At 68.9% G+C, this 19,471-nt stretch carries 18 protein-coding genes and 1 pseudogene; 10 read left to right on the top strand and 9 right to left on the bottom strand.

Annotation, left to right across the window (positions count from 1 at the left end; translation table 11 throughout):
* Window positions 1-5 precede the first annotated feature (5 nt).
* Together MZV50_RS16770 and MZV50_RS16775 are read left to right on the top strand one after the other, a co-directional pair.
* Entirely contained in the window at window positions 6-239 is a 234-nt protein-coding gene (locus MZV50_RS16770; RefSeq protein WP_252630443.1) for a hypothetical protein, read from the top strand.
* A 100-nt stretch (window positions 240-339) separates the two neighbouring features.
* The gene (locus tag MZV50_RS16775) at window positions 340-1,527 is read left to right on the top strand and encodes a methyltransferase domain-containing protein (RefSeq protein WP_252630444.1); all 1,188 of its coding nucleotides are present in this window, start codon (window positions 340-342) and stop codon (window positions 1,525-1,527) included.
* On the opposite strand, the gene MZV50_RS16780 is transcribed toward MZV50_RS16775, so the two are convergent.
* Window positions 1,524-2,315: a hypothetical protein gene (locus MZV50_RS16780; RefSeq protein ID WP_252630445.1), complete on the bottom strand. Its 792-nt coding sequence runs from the start codon at window positions 2,313-2,315 to the stop codon at window positions 1,524-1,526. The two genes, MZV50_RS16775 and MZV50_RS16780, sit on opposite strands and share 4 nt — an antisense overlap.
* Window positions 2,316-2,454: 139 nt before the next feature.
* On the opposite strand from MZV50_RS16780, the gene MZV50_RS16785 reads away from it, so the two are divergent.
* Window positions 2,455-2,994 carry a hypothetical protein gene (locus MZV50_RS16785; protein WP_252630446.1) on the top strand — a complete coding sequence of 180 codons (540 nt, stop codon included), beginning with the start codon at window positions 2,455-2,457 and terminating at the stop codon, window positions 2,992-2,994.
* A 45-nt stretch (window positions 2,995-3,039) separates the two neighbouring features.
* Here MZV50_RS16785 and MZV50_RS16790 read toward each other — a convergent pair whose 3' ends face one another.
* A complete protein-coding gene (locus MZV50_RS16790; protein WP_252630447.1) occupies window positions 3,040-3,210 on the bottom strand; it encodes a hypothetical protein in 171 nt (56 codons plus the stop codon).
* A gap of 161 nt (window positions 3,211-3,371) precedes the next feature.
* On the opposite strand from MZV50_RS16790, the gene topA reads away from it, so the two are divergent.
* From topA to rnr, 3 genes and pseudogenes are all read left to right on the top strand, one after another.
* Complete coding sequence (topA, locus tag MZV50_RS16795) at window positions 3,372-6,056, top strand: type I DNA topoisomerase (protein WP_252630448.1); 2,685 nt, start codon at window positions 3,372-3,374, stop codon at window positions 6,054-6,056.
* Window positions 6,057-6,094: 38 nt separating this feature from the next.
* Window positions 6,095-6,466 (top strand): hypothetical protein, encoded by a 372-nt coding sequence (locus MZV50_RS16800; protein WP_252630450.1) that lies wholly within the window; start codon window positions 6,095-6,097, stop codon window positions 6,464-6,466.
* Between the two features lie 54 nt (window positions 6,467-6,520).
* A pseudogene (gene rnr, locus MZV50_RS16805) lies at window positions 6,521-8,802 on the top strand (ribonuclease R).
* 23 nt (window positions 8,803-8,825) lie between these two features.
* Here the strand turns inward: rnr and MZV50_RS16810 are convergent.
* Complete coding sequence (locus MZV50_RS16810; RefSeq protein ID WP_252630451.1) at window positions 8,826-9,842, bottom strand: SGNH/GDSL hydrolase family protein; 1,017 nt, start codon at window positions 9,840-9,842, stop codon at window positions 8,826-8,828.
* Window positions 9,843-9,895: 53 nt separating this feature from the next.
* On the opposite strand from MZV50_RS16810, the gene MZV50_RS16815 reads away from it, so the two are divergent.
* Window positions 9,896-11,062: a pyridoxal phosphate-dependent aminotransferase gene (locus tag MZV50_RS16815; RefSeq protein ID WP_252635262.1), complete on the top strand. Its 1,167-nt coding sequence runs from the start codon at window positions 9,896-9,898 to the stop codon at window positions 11,060-11,062.
* An 84-nt stretch (window positions 11,063-11,146) separates the two neighbouring features.
* On the opposite strand, the gene MZV50_RS16820 is transcribed toward MZV50_RS16815, so the two are convergent.
* Complete coding sequence (locus tag MZV50_RS16820; RefSeq protein WP_252630452.1) at window positions 11,147-12,445, bottom strand: amidohydrolase; 1,299 nt, start codon at window positions 12,443-12,445, stop codon at window positions 11,147-11,149.
* A 74-nt stretch (window positions 12,446-12,519) separates the two neighbouring features.
* Between MZV50_RS16820 and MZV50_RS16825 the strand changes: the two genes are divergently transcribed.
* The 3 genes from MZV50_RS16825 (at window position 12,520) to rpmG (ending at window position 14,006) form a co-directional block, all read left to right on the top strand.
* The gene (locus MZV50_RS16825; RefSeq protein ID WP_252630453.1) at window positions 12,520-13,248 is read left to right on the top strand and encodes an NUDIX hydrolase; all 729 of its coding nucleotides are present in this window, start codon (window positions 12,520-12,522) and stop codon (window positions 13,246-13,248) included.
* Window positions 13,249-13,279: 31 nt separating this feature from the next.
* Window positions 13,280-13,744, top strand: a complete 465-nt coding sequence (locus MZV50_RS16830) for a DUF6265 family protein (RefSeq protein ID WP_252630454.1) — start codon at window positions 13,280-13,282, stop codon at window positions 13,742-13,744.
* 94 nt (window positions 13,745-13,838) lie between these two features.
* Window positions 13,839-14,006: a 50S ribosomal protein L33 gene (gene rpmG, locus MZV50_RS16835; protein WP_004620056.1), complete on the top strand. Its 168-nt coding sequence runs from the start codon at window positions 13,839-13,841 to the stop codon at window positions 14,004-14,006.
* A 99-nt stretch (window positions 14,007-14,105) separates the two neighbouring features.
* On the opposite strand, the gene MZV50_RS16840 is transcribed toward rpmG, so the two are convergent.
* The 5 genes from MZV50_RS16840 to divK form a co-directional block, all read right to left on the bottom strand.
* Window positions 14,106-14,354 (bottom strand): hypothetical protein, encoded by a 249-nt coding sequence (locus tag MZV50_RS16840; RefSeq protein WP_252630455.1) that lies wholly within the window; start codon window positions 14,352-14,354, stop codon window positions 14,106-14,108.
* Between the two features lie 82 nt (window positions 14,355-14,436).
* Window positions 14,437-16,095, bottom strand: a complete 1,659-nt coding sequence (gene phoY, locus MZV50_RS16845) for an alkaline phosphatase PhoY (RefSeq protein ID WP_252635263.1) — start codon at window positions 16,093-16,095, stop codon at window positions 14,437-14,439.
* Window positions 16,096-16,204: 109 nt separating this feature from the next.
* Window positions 16,205-17,608, bottom strand: a complete 1,404-nt coding sequence (locus MZV50_RS16850; RefSeq protein WP_252630456.1) for a glycoside hydrolase family 28 protein — start codon at window positions 17,606-17,608, stop codon at window positions 16,205-16,207.
* 109 nt (window positions 17,609-17,717) lie between these two features.
* Window positions 17,718-19,082 carry a PleD family two-component system response regulator gene (locus MZV50_RS16855; RefSeq protein WP_252630457.1) on the bottom strand — a complete coding sequence of 455 codons (1,365 nt, stop codon included), beginning with the start codon at window positions 19,080-19,082 and terminating at the stop codon, window positions 17,718-17,720.
* Window positions 19,079-19,456 (bottom strand): cell-cycle response regulator DivK, encoded by a 378-nt coding sequence (gene divK, locus MZV50_RS16860; protein ID WP_062097996.1) that lies wholly within the window; start codon window positions 19,454-19,456, stop codon window positions 19,079-19,081. The genes MZV50_RS16855 and divK overlap by 4 nt, the downstream gene beginning before the upstream one ends.
* Window positions 19,457-19,471 lie beyond the last annotated feature (15 nt).

Consider the following 19,471-nt stretch of genomic DNA (forward strand, 5'->3'; position numbering starts at 1 on the left):
ACGCCGTGATCCCGGGTCGGCTCTCGGACATCCAGCGCTTCGCCCGGCTGCGCCTGGCGTGCACCGAGACCGTCGGTCCCGTCACCTTCGACGACCTGATCTCCTGCTACGGCGCGCCCGAGCGGAGGCTATCGGGCCTGCCCGGCCTCTCCCGACGCGGCGAACGCGCCTTCCCGCTGGCCCCGCCCCCACGCGAAGCGACCTCATGCGGGCGGCCGGCGCGCCGGTCTCGGCGGTGATGGCGGCGCTGGTCGAACTCAGCCAGGCCGGACGCGCCGAGCTGCTGGACGGCGGGATGGCAGCGCGGCCATAACAGGCCCGCGACACGGAGCGGCTGAGTTGGACAATCTGCAAGAAACCTTCGACGCGGCCGTGGCCGCCGCCGGCGAAGGTCGGCTCGAGGCGGCCGAGGCCGGCTTCCGTGCGGTCCTGGCGCGGTTGCCCGATAGCGGTTCGGCCCTGTTCGGCCTGGGCGTTACCCTAATGAACGGCCGCCGCTTCGCCGAAGCCGTCGACGCCCTGGCCGGCGCCGTCACCACGCCTGAGGTCGAGCCCTTGTGGCGGACCTGCCTGGCCCAGGCGCTGTACATGACCGGCGACTTCGCGGGCGCGGCCGAGGCGTTCGAAGCCGATGGCGAGACCCTGGCCGACGGCGCCCGCCTGACCTGGGCGCGCGCGGCCGCCTACGCCGCCGCCGAGACCCTAACCGCCGAGGCGGCGCTGGCGCTCTATGGCCGTATCGCGGGCCCGCTCGCGGAGGATCCGGCGACCGTGATCCGCGAAGGCTTTTCGATCCTGGTCGCCTTCAAGCGCCTGGCGGCGGCCCGGACGCTGGGCGACTGGCTCGCGCACAACACGCCCGACGACCCGGTCCAGACGCACGAACGCCGGGTGCTGACCGAGCAAGACATCGATCGCGCGCCCTCGGACTATGTCGAGGCCCTGTTCGACGGCTTCGCCGACCGCTTCGACCAGCAACTGGTCGACAACCTCGGCTATGGCGCGCCGCCGTTGCTGGCCGATCTGGTCGCGCGTCGCGCCGAGCGGTTCGAGGCCATCCTGGACCTGGGCTGCGGCACGGGCCTGGCCGGCCCGCCCCTGCGTCGCTTCGGAGCCCGTCTGACGGGCGTGGACCTGTCCGGCGGCATGCTAGCTAGGGCCGCCGAGCGCGGCGACTATGACACGCTGGTCCAGGCCGAGGCCGTGGCCTTCCTGCGGTCCGCGCCCGCCAGTTTCGACCTGATCTTCGCGGCCGACGTGCTGGCTTATTTCGGCGACCTGGCCCCGCTATTCGCCGGCGCGGCGCGGTCGATGGTTCCCGACGGCCTTCTGGCCGTCACCACCGAGTTGGGCGAGACCGGCTGGCGCCTGCTGCCGTCCGCCCGCTACGCCCATGGCGACGCCTATGTCCGCGAGACCGCCGCCCCCTGGTTCGAGATCGTCGAGACCGCCGACATTCCTCTGCGCCGCGACGCCACCGTGGTCACCGCTGGTCGCCTGTACGTGATGGCCCTCAAGCCCGCCTAACCGCCGCTTCGCCGCGCCCCCTTGGCGAACAGCAGGTCTGACCAGCGCCAGTGGCCGCCGCCCAGGGCGAAGCGGGCCCCGCCCGGGCCGTCGTTCAGGGAGATCAGGACGAGGCCCCGCATCGGCTCGGCGCGGCAGGCGGCCGGGGCGAAGGCGACCTCCATCATGATCATCTCGCGCAGGCCGGCCAGCCCGTCGCCCTCTTCGCCGCTGGTGCGCTGCCAGTCGCCGCTCCAGACTAGGGGCGCGCGGCCGGCGCCGACGGTGGCGCTGTGGGCGCGCATCAGCGAGGCGCGGGCCCTAGGGTTCTTGCGCAAGCCCTCCTGCAGCAGCCGGACCATGTCGCAACCCTCGCCGCCGCCACCGCCGCCCGCGCCGGAGCCGGCGGTCGCCGCGCCCTGCAGCTCGGACTCGCCCAGCCCCATGACCCGACTGGGCGTCGGATCGCGGCTGGCCACGAAGGTCGGGACATTCTTGGGCGGCGCCTTGGTCTCACGCAGGGGCGATTTCGGAGCCGAGCGGGCCGTGGTCTTGGCCGGCTTCTCGGGCGACGGCGGCTTGGCCGGCGCCTTCACCGGCGACTTGGGCGCGTCGTGCGGCGCGGGCGGCGGTGGGGGCGGTGGCGGTGGCGGTGGCGGCGGATCGACCAGTTCGACCATCACCGAGGGCGGCTCGGGCGCGGGCGGCGTCACGTGAGCGGCCAACAGGATCGCCACGGCGCCGACGTGCGCGGCCAGGCTCACGACCAGGGCCACGCCCTTCCCGCCACGTCGTCTCCAGTGCGCCATCAGTCCGCCGCGTCACAGGCCGAAGCGCCGACCCAGGGACGCGACTCGACCATGGCCGCGCGTCAGGAACGTGGCGATTGGCAGAGCTTGCCAGCGCCGCGCAGACAACCGAAAATCGAGCACCCCGGGAGACGCAATCGTGGATGCTCTTTTGAAACTGGTCTGGATCCTGCTGCTGGCGGCGCCCGTGGCGGCCTTGGCGCTGCGGACGCTGATCAACCGGCTGCCGGCGCGGAGTCAGGAGGCCGCGGCGAAGCCCCTATCGCTGGTCCTGGGCGTCTTCTTGGTCGTGGTGATCCTCGCGAACTTGGCGGGGATCCGCTTCGTGCCGCTGATCGCCAACATCTGGACGCTGGCCGCCGCCTACTTCGCCTACTGTTTCCTCGCCTTCGGCATCGGCCGCCTACCCCTGCCCGGCCTCGTCCGGTCTTTGGCCCTGGTCGTGAGCGCCCTGCCGATCGCCTTCGGTTACTTCCTAGGCAGCGTCGGCCTGCTGGGTCTGATGTTCATGGTCGGCTCGTACGCCAATCCTTCGAAGGAGACCCGGCTCGCGACCGACCTCGTCTGCACCAGGATCGACGGCGGCGGCCCCAGCGGCGGCTATGCGCTGCATGTCCACCGCGAATGGGCTGCTGCCCCTGCTGCATCGCCAGGTCAGGGTCATCGCCGCGAAGAATGAATATGAAGGTCCCGCCCAGTGCGCGGATCTGATCGGACGACCGCTCTAGACTCTGAGATCCACCAGCAGCCCCGTTCCGGCGGCCGGGGCGGCGCGCACGGCTTCCTTCAGCCGATCGGCGACTTCCGCGCGTTCGGCGTTCGAGGTCACGGGCTTGATTTCCCGGATCGGCGAGACATAGGCCTCGGTGGCGATCCGGTTGACGGTCAGATCCATCGGCGTCCGGTCACAAAACGACGCCATGATGCTGGCACAACGACCTTAACAAGCGGCTAAGCGCGGCCGTTTCACAGGGCCTGCGTTGACAGACCCCTAGTGAAGCCCCCACTTTCCGGCGCTCGCCTGCAGGGCGATCCGCTTTCCAGCCCAGAGTCAGAATGAACGTCGTCGTCGTCGAGAGCCCGGCCAAGGCCAAGACCATCAACAAGTACCTCGGGTCCGACTACACGGTTCTCGCCTCGTACGGCCACATCCGTGACCTGCCCTCGAAGGACGGCTCGGTCGAACCCGACAACGACTTCGCCATGAGCTGGGAAGTCGACTCCAAGGCCAGCAAGCGCGTCAGCGACATCGTCGACGCCCTGAAGAAGGCCGACCGCCTGATTCTGGCCACCGACCCGGATCGCGAAGGGGAAGCGATCAGCTGGCACGTCCTGGAAGTGCTGAACAAGAAGAAGGCGCTGAAGGACAAGGCCGTCCAGCGCGTCACCTTCAACGCCATCACCAAGACGTCCGTGCTGGAGGCCATGGCCAATCCGCGCGACGTCGACATGGAGCTGGTCGAGGCCTATCTGGCCCGCCGCGCGCTCGACTACCTGGTCGGCTTCACCCTCTCGCCGGTGCTGTGGCGCAAGCTGCCGGGCAGCCGCTCGGCCGGCCGGGTGCAGTCGGTCTGCCTGCGCCTGATCGTCGACCGCGAACTGGAGATCGAGCGCTTCAAGACCCAGGAATACTGGACCGTCGACGCCGACGTCTCGGCCGGCGCCGATCCGTTCCTGGCCCGCCTGGTCAAGCACGAGGGCAAGAAGCTCACCAAGTTCGACCTGGGCAACGAGGCCTCGGCCCTGGCCGCCAAGGCCGCCGTGGGCGCGGCCGTGTTCAAGGTCGCCGCCGTCGAGAAGAAGCCGGGCAAGCGCTCGCCCGCCCCGCCCTTCACCACCTCGACGCTTCAACAGGAAGCCGCCCGCAAGCTGGGCTTCTCGGCCCAGCGCACCATGCAGGCCGCCCAGAAGCTGTATGAAGGCATCGACATCGGCGGCGAGACCGTCGGCCTGATCACCTACATGCGGACCGACGGCGTGTCGGTCGAGCCCGAGGGCATCGCCGAAGCGCGCAGCGTCATCGGCAACGTCTACGGCGCATCTTACGTCCCCGAGACCCCGCGCTACTACAAGGCCAAGGCCAAGAACGCCCAGGAGGCCCACGAAGCCATCCGGCCGACCAGCCTGAACCGCAATCCCGGCTCGCTGCGCCTGGAGGGGGACCTGGGCCGCCTGTACGAGCTGATCTGGAAGCGGATGATCGCCTCCCAGATGGAGAGCGCCCGCATCGAGCGCACCACGGTCGACCTGGAAAGCGCCGACGGCCAGACCGGCCTGCGCGCCACGGGCCAGGTCGTGCTTTTCCCCGGCTACCTCGCCGTCTACGAGGAAGGCCGTGATGACGAAGGCGACGAGGACAGCGCTCGCCTGCCGGTGATCGAGGAAGGCGCCTCGGCCAAGGTCATCGAGGCCCGCGCCGACCAGCACTTCACCGAACCGCCGCCGCGCTATTCGGAAGCCAGCCTGGTCAAGAAGATGGAAGAGCTAGGGATCGGCCGTCCGTCGACCTACGCCTCGGTCCTGACCGTGCTGCGCGACCGCGAATACGTGAAGATGGAGAAGCAGCGCTTCGTCCCCGAGGACAAAGGCCGCCTGGTCACGGCGTTCCTGGAGCAGTTCTTCCGCCGCTATGTCGAGTATGACTTCACGGCCGCCCTTGAAGAGCAGCTCGACCTGGTTTCGGACGGCAAGCTGGACTGGAAGCAGTTCCTGCGTGACTTCTGGAAGGACTTCCACGCCGCCGTCGGCGAGATCGCCGAGCTGCGCACCACCAACGTGCTGGACGCGCTGAACGAGGCCCTGGGCCCGCACATCTTCCCGGACAAGGGCGATGGCTCGGACCCGCGCCTGTGCCCCACCTGCCATAGCGGCCAGCTGTCTTTGAAGACCGGCAAGTTCGGGGCCTTCATCGGCTGCTCGAACTATCCGGAATGCCGCTACACCCGCCAGCTGGGCGTGTCGGAAGGCGACGGCGAGGCCGAGAGCGCCGACAAGGAACTGGGAATCAACCCCGCCAGCGGCAGCGCCGTGTGGCTGAAGAACGGGCGCTTTGGCCCCTATGTCGAGGAGCTGGCGGCCGAGGGCAGCGGTGACAAGCCCAAGCGCTCGTCCCTGCCCAAGGGCTGGATCGCCTCGGCCATGGACCTGGAGAAGGCCCTGCGCCTGCTGTCGCTGCCGCGCGAGGTGGGCAAGCACCCGGACGACGGCAAGGTGATCACGGCGGGCCTGGGACGCTTCGGGCCGTTCGTGCTGCACGACGGCACCTACGCCAATCTGGAGAACGCCGACGAGGTGTTCGATGTCGGCCTAAACCGCGCCGTCGCTATCCTAGCCGACAAGCGCGCCGGCGGCGGACGCCCGCAGCGCGGGGCCGCGGCGGCCCTGGCCGAACTGGGCAATCACCCCGAGGACGGCAAGCCGGTGCGGGTGCTGTCGGGGCGCTTTGGCCCCTACATCAAGCACGGCGACACCAACGCCAATGTGCCGAAAGGCAAGGATCCGGCGGCCCTGACCATCGAGGAAGCAGTGGCCCTGCTGGCCGAACGCGTCGCCAAGGGCGGCGGCAAGAAGCCGGCGAAGAAGGCCGCCGCATCCAAGAAGCCGGCGGCCAAGGCCGAAGGCGACGCGCCGGCCAAGAAGACGGCCGCCAAGAAACCGGCCGCCAAGAAGGCCGCCTCCAAGGCGACAGCGACCGCCACATCGTCTGACGACGGCGCCGCGCCGTGGGACGACGAGACCTGAACCTGTTCAGAGGCCGGGGACACGAGTAGAGTTCGATCATGACGACGCTGGAACGTCCTCTGCCCCTGCATGTCGTGGTGGCCGCGCTGGTGCTGTGCTGCGTGGCCGGTTTCACCATGGGCGTGACCAACGCCATGAAGATCGACCACGGCGGCGGCGAGGTCTCCAACCAGCCGCTGGCCGAGGTTTCGGGCGTACCGGTCAAGGACGCCACCCCCGCCCTCGCCTACGAGCCGCCGCCGGTGGAGGCCCCCAAGCCCAAGGCCGTCGAGGTCCAGACCGTCGAGCAGGAGGCGCCGGCCCCGACGATCGAGACCCCGCCGGCCAATCCGACGCCCACGCCGGCCGCGGCGCCGACGCCCAAGCCGGCCGACCCGCCGCCGCCCCGGTCGATCGAGGACCTGTACTAGGGTCCGCGCGCGTTTCCCTTGGCCATCCGCCCCCGTAACGGGGTAAGGCAGGACATGGCCAAACTTCGCCCGCCCAAAGCGTTCAAGCCGCGTCCCGCCGCCGGCCTGCCCGATCGCGAGACGCTGATCGCGTTCCTGCGCGACGCCGGGGAAAGCGGCAAGGCCGACATCGCCCGCCACTTCGGCCTCAAGGGCGCCGACCGTCGGGCCCTGCGCGAGATGATCCGCGAGCTGGAAGCCCAGGGGCTCTCGCCAAGCGCGGCCGCAAGGGCTTCGCCGAGGCTGGCTCCCTGCCGCCCGTGGGCGTGGCCGACGTGGTCGAGCGCGACGCCGACGGCGAGCTCTATGTGAAGCTGACCAAGTCGGACGATGACGTGCCCAACGTCCGTCTGGCTCCGGGCAAGGGCGAGGCGGCCGCCGGCGCGCCGGGCCTGGGCGACCGCCTGCTGGTCCGCTTCGAGCGGCTGGAGACCGGCGAGTTCGAGGCCAAGCTGATCAAGCGCCTGGGCCAGAGCGCCCACAAGGTGCTGGGCGTCATCCGCAAGCACCGCAAGGAGATCCGCGTCGAGCCGGTCGACCGCAAGTCCAAGGACGTGCTGGTCCTGGATCCCAGCGTCGCCCACGATTTCAAGGACGGCGATCTCGTGGTCGCTCAGGTCGGCACGCACGGCGGCCGCTACGGCCCCAAGCCCGGCAAGGTGCTGGAGGTGGTCGGGACCGAGAACGATCCCCGCGCCGCCTCGCTGATCGCCATCCACAGCCACGGCATCCCGACGGGCTTCTCCGAAGAGGCCGAGCGCGAGGCAAAGGCCGCCGTCGAGCCCACCCTGGCCGGCCGCGAGGACCTGCGTGACCTGCCGTTCGTGACCATCGACCCGGTCGACGCCCGCGACCACGACGACGCCGTCTACGCCCATCCCGACGAGGACGACACCAACAAGGGCGGCTGGGTGGTCTGGGTGGCCATCGCCGACGTCGCCGCCTATGTCCGCCCCGGCTCGGCCCTGGATCGCGACGCCCGCGAGAAGGGCAACAGCGTCTACTTCCCCGACCGGGTGGAGCCGATGCTGCCCGAGACCCTGTCCAACGGCCTGTGCAGCCTGCGCGAGAGCGAGAACCGCGCGACCCTGGCCGTCCGGATGGTGTTCGACAAGTCGGGCCGCAAGAAGGGCCACAAGTTCGTGCGCGGCCTGATGCGCTCGGCCGCCAAGCTCAGCTACGAACAGGCGCAAGGCGCCATCGACGGCCAGCCGGACGACAAGGCCGGCCCGCTGCTGGAGCCGATCCTGAAGCCGCTGTGGGAAGCCTACCGGACGATGAAGATCGGCCGTGACGCCCGCTCGCCCCTGGCCATCGAGAGCGACGAGCGCCGGATCATCATCAAGGGCGGCGAGATCGCCTCGATCACCAAGCGCGCCTCGCTCGAGGCCCACAAGCTGATCGAGGAGATGATGGTGCAGGCCAATGTCTGCGCCGCCGAGAGCCTGGAGGCCAAGCGCTCGCCCCTGATCTACCGGGTGCACGACACGCCCAGCCTGGAGAAGGTGCAGAACCTGGCCGACTTCCTGCAGACCCTGGAGATCCGCTGGAACAAGGGCGAGGCCCCGCAGACCTCGCGCTTCAACAAGCTGCTGGAAGAGACCCGCGAGAGCCCGAACGCGGCGATCATCAACGAGGTGGTCCTGCGCACCCAGATGCAGGCCCACTACAGCGCCGACAACATTGGCCACTTCGGCCTGAACCTGGCCAAGTACGCCCACTTCACCAGCCCAATCCGCCGCTATGCCGACCTGATCGTCCACCGGGGGCTGATCCGGGCCCTGGGCCTGGGCGACGATGGCCTCACCGACCAGGACATCGCCCAGATCAAGGACACGGCCGAGGTCATCACCCACGCCGAGCGCCGGGCCATGGCCGCCGAGCGCGACGCCACCGACCGCTACATCGCCGCCTTCCTGGCCGACCGGGTGGGCGCGACCTTCGAGGGGCGGATCACCGGCGTCACCCGCTTTGGCCTGTTCATCAAGCTGACCGACACTGGCGCCGACGGCCTGGTCCCCGTCTCGACCCTGGGCCAGGAGTTCTTCGTCCACGACGACAAGATGCACGCCCTGGTCGGCGAGCGGACCGGCAAGCGCTGGCCGCTGGGCCTCGGCGTCGAGGTCAAGCTGGTCGAGGCCACGCCCGTGACCGGCGGCCTGCTGTTCGAGATGCTCAGCGACCCGCTGCCGCCGGATCCGAAGATGCCGCGCCCCAGGCTGGGGGCGAGACGTCAGGCGGCGGTAAAGCCGCGCGGCGGCCTGCCGAAGGGCGTCCGGCGCGGGAAGCGGCGGTAAAATGCTCCCCTAGCGGGGAGGATCTACTTCGCCGCGATCGCCGCCTGCAGGCGATCGGCCATCGCCTTCTGATCCGCCACCGACGGGTGCCAGTGGCACGCGCCGCGGTCCATGTCGGTGATCCGCACGGCCGTCGCGCCTGTACGGCCCGCCACCTCGGCGACGTCGTCGGCGAAGGTGTCGCCGGCGATCAGGAAGACGCGCGCGCCGGGCCGGCTGACCTTCAGGCCCTGGACGAAGGCGACATAGGTCTCGCGGTAATCTTTACGCAGCGCCGCCTCGTCGGCCCAGCGCTCACCAGGGTTCAGGGGCGTCGAGAAGTCGTTGGTGCCCAGGCCGATGACGACGATGTCCGGCTTCCACGAGTCGTTGGCCGCCACGCGCGGCTCGGCCTGGCCGGGGATCAGGCGCGGGAACAGGACCGGTAGCGGCTCGCCCGGCGCCAGGCCGTTATAGTTGCGCACCACGCCCCGGCCCGAGAAGGCCTCGATGCGGTAGTCGGCGTCCAGCCGCCCGGCCAGGATCGGCCCGAAAGCCAGGCTGGTGTCAGTCAGGTCGTGGACCTGCTGCTGGGTGCAGTCGCGACTGGTCGAGCGGACGCCGTAGCCGACCGTGTGCGAGTCGCCGATGAACTCGATGCGGCGAGGCCGGGCCGGCGCGGGCGACGCCCTGCCCTGCCCGCCCACGAAGAAGCCCTCGAACCGGGCCGAGCCGGTCTGGCTCTCGGTCAGCTTGTCGATCCGCACGACATGTTCGCCGGCGCCCAGGGCGTCCAGCTTCAACCGGGTCTCTCCGGACGTCGTCAGCTCGGCCTTGCGCACGCCGTCGAGGCTGACGGCCAGGTGCTCGGCGCCCGTGTTGACCGCGACCTCGACCGACGGCCCCGAGAACCGGCCCTCGAAATAGACCCCCGGCCAGCCGAAGTCGTAGCTCCCAGCGGGAGCGGGCGCGACGCGGCCGCCGATGTTCAGGGGCAAGGCGGTCTGGGACCAGACGGGCGTGGCCAGGGCCAGGGCGGCGGCGAGAGTCAGCAAGCGCATGCCCTCTTCTCATGCGGGATGCGCGCCGCGTCAAACCCCGCTATGCCACGATCATGCGCGCCGAGATCGAACCCTTCCACGCCATCGCCATCAGCCGTCTGGCCCACCAGTTGAAGATGGAGGGCGCCTCGATCATCCACATGGAGTTCGGCCAGCCCTCGACCGGCGCCCCCAGCAAGGCGATCGCCAAGGCTCATGAAATCCTGGACGCCGAGGCCATGGGCTACTGGGAAAGCCCGCTGCTGCGCCAGCGGATCGCCGAGCGCTACCAGACCCTGTACGGCGTCACTGTGGAGCCCGAGCGGATCGTGCTGACCTGCGGGGCCTCGCCGGCCCTGGTGCTGGCGTTGTCCAGCGTGTTCACGCCCGGCGACCGCATCGCCCTGGCCCGTCCCGGCTATGTCGCCTACCGCAACAGCCTGAAGGCCCTGCACCTGGAGCCCGTCGAGATCGCCTGCGGGCCGGAAGACCGCTTCCAGCTGACCGCCAGGCATCTGGCCGACCTCGAGCCCGCCCCGGCCGGAGTCATCGTCGCCAGCCCGGCCAACCCGACCGGCACGATCATCGAACCCGAAGAGCTGGAAAAGATCGCGCAAGTCTGCCGCGAGCGCGGCATCCGGATCATCAGCGACGAGATCTATCACGGCCTCAGCTACACCGGCCGCACGCCCTCTATGCTGGAGTTCGCGCCCGACGCCCTGATCGTCAACAGCTTCAGCAAGTACTTCAGCATGGCCGGCTGGCGGCTGGGCTGGCTGCTGACGCCCAAGGGCGAGGACCTGGAGCGGGCGAGGGCCTATGTCGGCAACCTGTTCCTGACCGCCCCGTCGCTGAGCCAGCACGCGGGCCTGGCGGCCATGGACTGCATCGACGAGCTGGAAGCCCACATCGACGTCTACCGCGCCAACCGACAGCGGATGCTGGACGCCCTGCCGGCGCTGGGCCTCCAGCAGATCGCCCCGCCGGACGGCGCCTTCTACATCTGGGCCAATATCGGCCACCTGACCGACGACTCGCTGGGTTTCTGCCAGCAGCTGCTGAAGGACACCGGCGTGGCCACCGCGCCGGGCGTGGATTTCGATCCCGTCGAGGGCAAACACTTCATCCGCTTCAGCTTCGCGGTCTCGACGGCCGAGGTCGAGGAGGCGCTGCGGCGGATCACGCCGTGGTTCGCCAACCTCTCTGCTCCCCCTTTGGGGGAGCTGTCGCAGAGCGACTGAGGGGGCTAATGCGGCTTAGACCGAGCTGCCCCCTCCGGCCCTCTGGGCCACCTCCCCCGGAGGGGGAGGAGAGATTTGAGCCCCCTACTTCCGCTCCAGATAGTCCAGCGCCATGAACACCTCGGCCTTAACGCCGGTCTCAAACACCGCCTCGTCGACGTCGAAGAACGGAGAGTGGTTGGCGGGCGCCGTCGCGGCGGGCACATCGGCCTTGCGGCCGCCCAGCTGGACGAACACCGCGGGGACCTTTTCGGCGTAGAGCGAGAAGTCCTCGGCCCCGGTGACCAGCGGCGCGTTGTCGTCGACCTTGCCGGGCGCGGCCTTCTCCAGGCTGGCCTTGACCCATTTCGACAGGGCCGGATCGTTATAGGTCACCGGATACGGCTGGCTGAACACCGCCTCGGCCTTGGCCCCATAGCGGTCGCCGATGCTGGCGACGGCCTTCTGGACCTTGGCCACCAGGTCATCGTGGCGGGCGGTCGAGAAGGTCCGCAGGGTCCCCTCCATCTTCAGGTCCTCAGGGATGATGTTCTGGCGCATGCCCATGTTGATCACAGCGATCGTCACCACCGAGGGCGAGGCGCCGACGTCGACCTGGCGGGCGGCGATCTGGTTCATGGCCTGGATGATGTCGGCGGCGACGCTGGCCATGTCGATCCCGGCCCACGGCCGCGCGCCGTGGGTCTGCTTACCCTTGACCGTGATCGTGATGCGGTCCGACGAGGCGTAGAATCCCTCGGGGCGGTAGTTCAACTGGTTGGCGTCGCCGGGACCGATGTGCAGGCCGAAGACCGCGTCGACCTTGGGATGGTCCAGCGCGCCATCGCGGATCATCAGCTTGGCGCCGCCTTCCTCGCCCGCCTGCGGCCCTTCCTCGGCCGGCTGGAACAGCAGGACGACCGTGCCCTTGATGTCCTTCTTCATGCCAGCCAGCACCGTGGCGGTCCCCAGCAGCATGGCCACGTGGGTGTCGTGACCGCAGGCGTGCATGACCGGCACCGTCCTGCCCTCCCAGGTCGCGGTGGCTTTGGAGGCGAACGGCAGGCCGGTCTTCTCTTCCACCGGCAAGGCGTCCATGTCGGCGCGCAGGGCCACGACCTTGCCGGGCTTGCCGCCCTTCAGGATCCCGACCACGCCGGTCTTGCCGACGTTCTCACGGACCTCGAAGCCCAAGGCCTTCAGTTCCTTGGCGATCAGGGCCGAGGTGCGAACCTCCTGGTTGCCCAGCTCGGGATGTTCGTGGATGTCGCGCCGCCAGGCCACGACCTTGGGCTGGACCGCCTTGGCCGCGGCGGCTACCTGGGCCTGAGACGGCGCCGCAAGAGCCGGCGCGCCGAAAGCCAGGCCGGCGACCAACGCCAGCGTCGAAACCCGTCCAAACATCGTAAAGCCCCTCCAGAATCCGCCTGACGTTACGTCGGTCTTTCCAGCTCACGCAATCGGTCTAACCTTCCCCCATGACCCTGCCGCCGATCGACGCGAAATTCGACACGATCAACGACGGCGCCGTGCGCGAGACCGGCGCGGCGCTGAAGCCCAAGCACGCGGCCACGGTCATCATCGTCCGCACTGACGGCCCTCAGCCGCGCCTGCTGATGGGCCGGCGCAACGGCGGCCACGCCTTCATGCCCGACAAGTGGGTGTTCCCCGGCGGCCGGGTCGATCGCACGGACTATGACGCCCCCGCGTCCAGTGAACTGGCCCCCGAGGTCGCCCTGCGCCTGACCCAGGAAGCTCGTCACCCCAGGCCGGCGCGCCTGGCCCGCGCCCTGGCCCTGGCGGCCGTGCGCGAGACCTTCGAGGAGACCGGCCTGCTGCTGGCCAAGCAAGCTCCTGAACGGCCCGGCGCGGGGCCCTGGCGACCGTTCCTGGCCCAAGGCGCCCTGCCCGACCTGGCGCCACTGTCCTTTGTGGCCCGCGCCATCACTCCGCCCTATCGCCCGCGCCGCTTCGACGCCCGCTTCTTCATGGCCCCGGCCGAGGCGCTGCTGAGCCTAGACCGTCGCCCCGACTGCGGCGAGCTGGACGAGATCGCCTGGGTCGACTTCCAGGAAGCCATGGCCCTGGATCTGCCCAACATCACCCGCTTCGTGGTCCACGAGATCGGCCAAAGGCTGGCTGAGACTGGACGGCCCGCGCCCTTCATGCGTTTCCTGAACGGTAAGCGGCATCTGACCCACCTCTGAGAGGCGGGATCGCTGGGGGAGGAGATTGGCGATGATCGGTTCGATTCTGGCCTTTGCCCTGCAGGCGACGCCCGCGCCGCCACCCTCCGATATCAATAGACTGGCCTTCCTCGGCGGCTGCTGGACCCTGACCCGGCCCAATGGGACCAAGATCGACGAGCAGTGGCTGGCCCCGGCCGGCGGCGCGATGGTCGGCATGAGTCGCAGCGTCCGCGACGGCAAGCTGCGCGAGTTCGAGTTCATGCGCATCCTGGCCGCCGCCGACGGCAAGCTGCAGTTCGTGGCGCTGCCTTCCGGCCAGGCCGAGGCGGCCTTTCCGGTGAAGGACATCGCCGAGAACGCGGTGACCTTCGAGAACCCGCAGCACGACTTTCCGCAGCGGATTCTCTATCGCCTGGTCGACAAGGACACCCTGGTGGCCCGGATCGAGGGCTCCGTCGGCGGCCAGGCCCGCTCGGCGGATTTTCCGTATCAGCGGTGCCCCGCCGGTAACTGACTCCGGCAATTGACTTTGAGCCGCCGATGAGTATGTTCCGCGCCTCTTATTTCCAACGCGCGGGAACCTGCGCGACCACCGCAGGGATTCGACCATGGCCAAACCGGCTTCCATCAAGATCCGCCTGAACTCGACGGCGGACACCGGCTTCTTCTATGTCACCAAGAAGAACGCCCGCACCAAGACCGAGAAGATGGTGCTGAAGAAGTACGACCCGGTTGTCCGCAAGCACGTCGAATTCCGCGAAGGCAAGATCAAGTAAGATCGCCTTTAGCGCTGAGACACGAAAAACGCCCGGCTAGCGATAGCCGGGCGTTTTTGATTCCAGCCTCCGGTGACGGAAGCGCTTCAGGCCGTCAGCCTACCAGCGCCCTCCGGTCCACAGCCAGCGCAGCACCGTGAAGCTTCCCCAAAGTACGGTGAGCGCCGCCAGGACCGAGCCGACGCATAGCGCCAGGAACGCGCCCATGACGGCGACGCTGGCCAGGCCGGCCGTTGGATGATCCCAGGCTTCTCCGCCGATCAGGAAAAGTGCGCAGCAGGCCACCAGGCCCAACAGCAGCCAATGGCCCGCGAACGAGCGCTTTCTGAAACTGATTCCTCTCGCCATCCCCGGCCTCCCTCATAGGATGTATTGGGAAGAATGCTCAACAAGGGTGTGGAGAAGGTAAAGAAGGCCCCCTAATCGAAGCTTAGCAATGGGAGCCGTAGGCGAGCGGCCGGCAGACGCCGTCGATATCCGTCGGCGGCGTCACGTGTGTGACCCCCGCAAGGGTCGGGGCGATGTCCACGGTGTCCAGCGGCAGCACCCGCTCGTGCGGGCTGGCGCCCTTCCACCAGAACAGGATCGGCACGCGGCGATCGTAGTCCCAGGGGCTGCCGTGAGTCGAGACATAGGTCGTCCCGGCCGTGGCGGGCACGCGATAGGGCTTGAAGGCGACGAGGATGTCGCCGACCCGGCCCGGATAGGCGCTGCGACGCAGGCGCTCGGCCACCGACAGCTCCTCGGGGAAGGCGTCGGCGGGCGCGGCCGCCAGGGTCAGGATGGCGTTGGAGTCGTAGGCCTCGGCCACGGCTGGATCCTTGTTGATCAGCACGAGGGCCGCGGCGGTGACGCGGGCCCGGTCGGTGATCGAGGGCGTCCTGCCGTCCGGGCCCACGACATAGATCTGATCGATGCCGCCATCGGCCTTCAGCGGATCCCACGACAGGTCGAGGTCCTTGCGCAGCTGGGCGTTCAGGCCGGCGATCCATGGCTTGCCGAGCACGCGCTGGCTATCATAGCCCTCGCCCGCCAAGCGCTCGACGAAGTCGGCGCCGCCGTGGTCGGCGGCCAGGACCACCAGGACGCCGCCCTTGACCTTGTCCAGGCTCTTGAGAAACACGCCCAGGCGTTCGTCCAGCCGGGTGATCTGGTCGCACATCTCCGGGCCGCGCGTGCCGTAGCGGTGGCCGATGAAGTCGGTGGCCGACAAGCTGACGGTCAGGACGTCGACCTGCGGGCCGTCGCCCAGGCCGTAGGTCTCGCGCAGGCTCTGGGCCAGTTCCAGCGTCGCCTGGTCGGTATAGGGGCTGGCATAGAGGTCGCGCAGCTTGTCGGCGTCACTGGTCGCGGCCGGGATCGGCAGGGCCGCGCGCCATTGGCGACCGCCGGTCTCGTAGGAGGCCTCCAGAGCCTTGCAGCGCTTGGCCGAGGCCTTGTCGTAGTCCCAGGTATACGGATGCTTCTTGAGATCCGCCGCCAGCTTGGCGTTGAAGGCGGCGACCGGCTTGAGGCGCTGCTCCGCCGTCTGGCCTTGCGGGACCCAGGTCGTGAAGCCGAAGCCCGGCTGGTACCAGAACTGGCCGTCGGCGTGGTGACCCGACATGGTGATCGCGCCGCGATCCTTGCCCGAGACGCCGAACACGCGGCTGCTCGGCGACACGGCCTTCAGCCAGTCGCCATAGGTCGTCGCGACCATGTTGGCGGGCGACACTGCCCTGCCCTTCGGGTCGTCGGCCGGGGTCACGGTCGGGTCGGCCAGGCAATAGACCGTCTTGCCCGTCTCGCGGTCGTACCAGTCGTTGGCGCTGATGCCGGTCTTGTTGGGATGCTTGCCCGTCAGCAGGGTCGAGTGCCCCGGGCACGTCTCGGTGAAGGCGTGCGACTGGTAGCCGTTCGGATAGACGATGCCGCTGCTCAGCGTGGCCAGGCCGCCGGTGAACTCGCCCCGGTGCTGGGCGTAGAGATTGGCGCTGAACTGGTCGACCGAGATGACCACGACCAGCTTCGGATCCGGCTTGGAGATCGCTTGGGCCCCAACGGTCTGGGCTTGGGCGGCGAAACCCGTCGAAACGGCGGCGGCGAGCAGGCCGCGGGTAAGCATCTTCTTCATTCCGGCGATTTCACCCGAATGGTTCATCCGTGCAAGGAAGGATGGGTTTCAGCGTTGAAATGTGGAGGTCGGCGCCCTCCGCGCGTCAGTTCGGCTTGCCGCTGGTCATGCCCAGCACGTACGGCGGCTGCGTCGCCGCGACGTCCGGCGGACGCACCGTGGGCGGCAATGGCGCCGCGCCCGCCAGACCCTTGCCGGTGACGTTGACGGCGGCCAGCAGCAGACCTTCGGCGACCCGCACATCGATGCCGCTGAGGTTGGCGTTCCTGATGTTGGCCAGGCTCATGCCTTTCCCGGCCGTGCCGGTGATGTCCTTCAGCACGAAGCCGTCCAGCGGCTTGTCGGGGTGGATGTTGACCGCCTCGACCAGCACCGGGACGTCGCTGACCTTGATCCGCTCGAAGGTGAAGTTGCGCGCCGTGGGCACGCCGTCCAGGCCGGGCACCGGGAACTGATCCTGCTTGCCGCTGTCCAGGAGGTTCAGCCGCAGGAAGCCGCCGCCGGTCCCGGAGACTTCCAGGTCACGCATGACGATGTCCTCGATGAACGCCCCGCGCCCGGGCCGGCTCTTGATGTAGATGGCGAAGGTGTAGGCCGTCAGGCACTTGCAGCGTTCGACCCGAACGCGGCGGATCCCGGCCGAGGTCTCGCTGCCGATGCCGATGCAGGCCCAGCGATGGTCGCGGAACACGCAGTCGGTGATCACCACATCCTCGGTCGGACGGGCGATCAGATTGCCCTCCAGGCCGCGGCCGGACTTCAGCGAGATGCAATCGTCGACCGTGTCGAAGTCGCAGCGGTCGATGACCACGCGCCGGCAGGAGTCGACGTCGATGCCATCGGCCCCGCCGTTGACCACCAGGTTCCGGAACACGACGTCGTCGCAGAACACCGGGTGGATCGACCACATGTCGTTCTGCTGGGTCCGGACATCGGTGACCGAGAGGGTCTGGACCTCGACGAACTCCAGCAGGGCCGGATGGCGCAGGCCGGTCTCCTTCTGGACGCGGCCCTTGATCGCGTCGGTGGCGACGATGCTTCCCTTGCCGGTGATGGCGACGTCGTGCGCGCCCTGGGACCCGATCAGGCCGATGTAGCCGGGCACGAAACGGCCCTCCCAGCGCACTTGGGTGACCGGATAGTCCGCCAAGTCCGGCGAACCTCGCAGCGTCGCGCCCTCCTCGATGCGCAGGGTGGTGTTCGAGCCGATCCGGATGGCCCCGACCACGAAGGTCCCGCCCGCGATCACCACCTCGCCGCCGCCGAAGACGGCGCAGCGGTCCAGGGCCGCCTGAACGGCCTGGGTGTCCTTGGTCGCCCCGTCGCCCCTGGCGCCGAGATCGCGCGGGTCGATCCGCAGGGCGGGCCGGACGGGCGCGGGCGTCCTGGAAGCAGCGGCGGCGCTGGCGCGGGTCGTGGCGGCCAGCGCCCCCAGACCCATGCCTCCGAGACTGGCAAGAGCCATGACGGCGCGGCGATTGGCGGACATGGACGAACGCTCCCCAAGACTGGACCGGCTATGACACCGGTTTCTTCAGGGCAGCATGCGATGGGCGCGACGGGCGCGCCAATCCATAAATTGTCTGGATTCGAACGGTCTAGGCGGCCTTGCCGACCACCGCGTTGCGGCCCGAGGCCTTGGCCTCGTAGACGCCCTCGTCGGCGCGCTTGAGCAGGGCCTCGGGCGTATCGCCCTCGCCGATGGTAGCCGAGACCCCGACCGAGATGGTCACGGTCAGCAGTTCCTGCCCCTGAGCCACCTTGAAGGGCGAGCCGGCGACATTGTTGCGGATCCGCTCGGCGATGCGCAGGGCGGCGGCCATGGGGGTTTCGGGCATCACCACCACGAACTCCTCGCCGCCATAGCGGCAAGGCAGGTCTACGGCCCGGACGTTCGAAGCCAGGCGCAGGGCGAACTCGCGCAGCACCTCGTCGCCGACGTCGTGGCCGAAGGTATCGTTGATCTTCTTGAAGTGGTCGATGTCGATAAGCAGGGCCGAAACCTCGTCGCCGCCCAGGATCGCCCGCTTGACCAGCGTATCCAGCTGGCCGTGCATGTAGCGACGGTTGTGCAGCCCGGTCAGCTGGTCGGTGACCGCCAGCTCCAGGCTGTGGTCGAGGTTGTTGCGCAGGTAGTCGGTGTAGCGCTTGCGCTGGACCTGGGTCTTGATGCGCGCGGCCAGTTCCTGCGGGTCGGCCGGACGCGACAGGATGTCGTTCACGCCGATCTCCAGCGCCTTGACCATCCGGCCGCGATCGTCGGGATCGACCAGGGCCAGGACCGGCAGCTGGCGGGTGCGCTCGTCCGAGCGCAGCGCGGCGGTGAAGCGCAGGCCGTCGAAGGCCTTGGCCGCGGCGTTGACGATCACGAGGTCGACGGGGCCGGCGGCGCTGATCTTGGCCTTCTCGGGGTCGGTCTCGACCACCGGGCGATGCTCGACGCCGATCTCGCCGGCCAGGCGCTCGCCCTGGCGCTGATTGTCGTCGACGACCAGGATCCGGCCGCCCAGGCCGTCCAGGCGGGCGGCGGCGCCGGCGATCACGCCGATGCGGCGACCCGAGGCCTCGCGCTGGCGCAGTTCGTCGATGACCAGCTTGAAGCGGGTCAGGCTGCGCACGCGGGCGAACAGCATGACGTCGTCGATCGGCTTGGTCAGGAAGTCAGAGGCGCCCGCCTCCAGGCCGTGGATGCGATCGGCCCGGCCGTCCAGGGCCGTGATCAGCACCACCGGGATGTGGCGGGTGTTGGGGTCGTCCTTCAGCTTGCGGCAGACGGTGAAGCCGTCGATGCCGGGCATCATCACGTCCAGAAGGATGATGTCGGGAAGGTCGCGGGCGGCGATCATCAGGGCCGTGGCCCCGTCCATCGCGGTCGTCACTTCGTAGTACTCGGCCGTCAGCTTGGCTTCCAGCAGTCGAACATTGGCCTCGATGTCATCGACGACGAGGATCCGCGCGCTCATGCGGGCTGTCTTTCCAGCAGGCGCTTGATGGTGTCGAGGAAATGGACGACCGAGATCGGCTTGGAGATGTAGGCCTCGCAACCGCCCTCGCGGATACGCTCCTCGTCGCCCTTCATGGCGAAGGCCGTCACGGCGACCACCGGGATATGGGCCAGCTCGTCGTCTTCCTTGAGCCACTTGGTGACTTCCAGGCCCGAGATCTCGGGCAGCTGGATATCCATCAGAATCAGATCGGGCTTGTTGTCGCGGGCAATAGACAACGCCGACAGACCCTCGCGGGTCTGCAGGGTTTCGTAACCCTGGGCCTCGAGCAGATCATGAAAGAGCTTCATGTTCAGCTCGTTATCCTCCACGATGAGGACCTTCTTCGTCATCCTTACCCCGACCGT

Source organism: Caulobacter segnis, from assembly GCF_023935105.1.
Classification (GTDB): Bacteria; Pseudomonadota; Alphaproteobacteria; order Caulobacterales; family Caulobacteraceae; genus Caulobacter; species Caulobacter segnis_B.